The organism is Chryseobacterium sp. SIMBA_028 (assembly GCF_046535285.1).
Classification (GTDB): Bacteria; Bacteroidota; Bacteroidia; order Flavobacteriales; family Weeksellaceae; genus Chryseobacterium.
On the sequence record NZ_JAWRWZ010000162.1, the window covers coordinates 1 to 285 of the forward strand.

The window sequence follows — 285 nt, forward strand, 5'->3', positions numbered from 1 at the left end:
CGTGACACGGCGACGCCCTTCAACGGCTTGCCATTGATCCTCACTTCCACGTCAACCGGCTTGCCTACGTCGTCCGTCGCGCCTCCTTTAGCAACTGCAGGCGATGAAACGGTCGTTCCAGGAGCATTGGCGTCCGCCAATGCCGCCAGCGTCTTCGCGCGACTCTGCGCCGGCTGCTCAACCTTATGTATGACGCTGTCAGCCCGTCCCTTCCCGACCAACGCCGCAGCGGCCAACCCGCCCACTACCGCCTGTGCCGCATCTGGCGTCACCTCGGATGCTTGT

The 285-nt window shown here is 63.9% G+C and carries 1 protein-coding gene; it reads right to left on the reverse strand.

Features of this window, described 5'->3' with window-relative positions; all coding sequences use genetic code 11:
* Positions 1 to 285 (reverse strand): hypothetical protein (locus SCA31_RS22985; protein ID WP_410699350.1); only part of this gene is annotated, 285 nt, incomplete at both ends.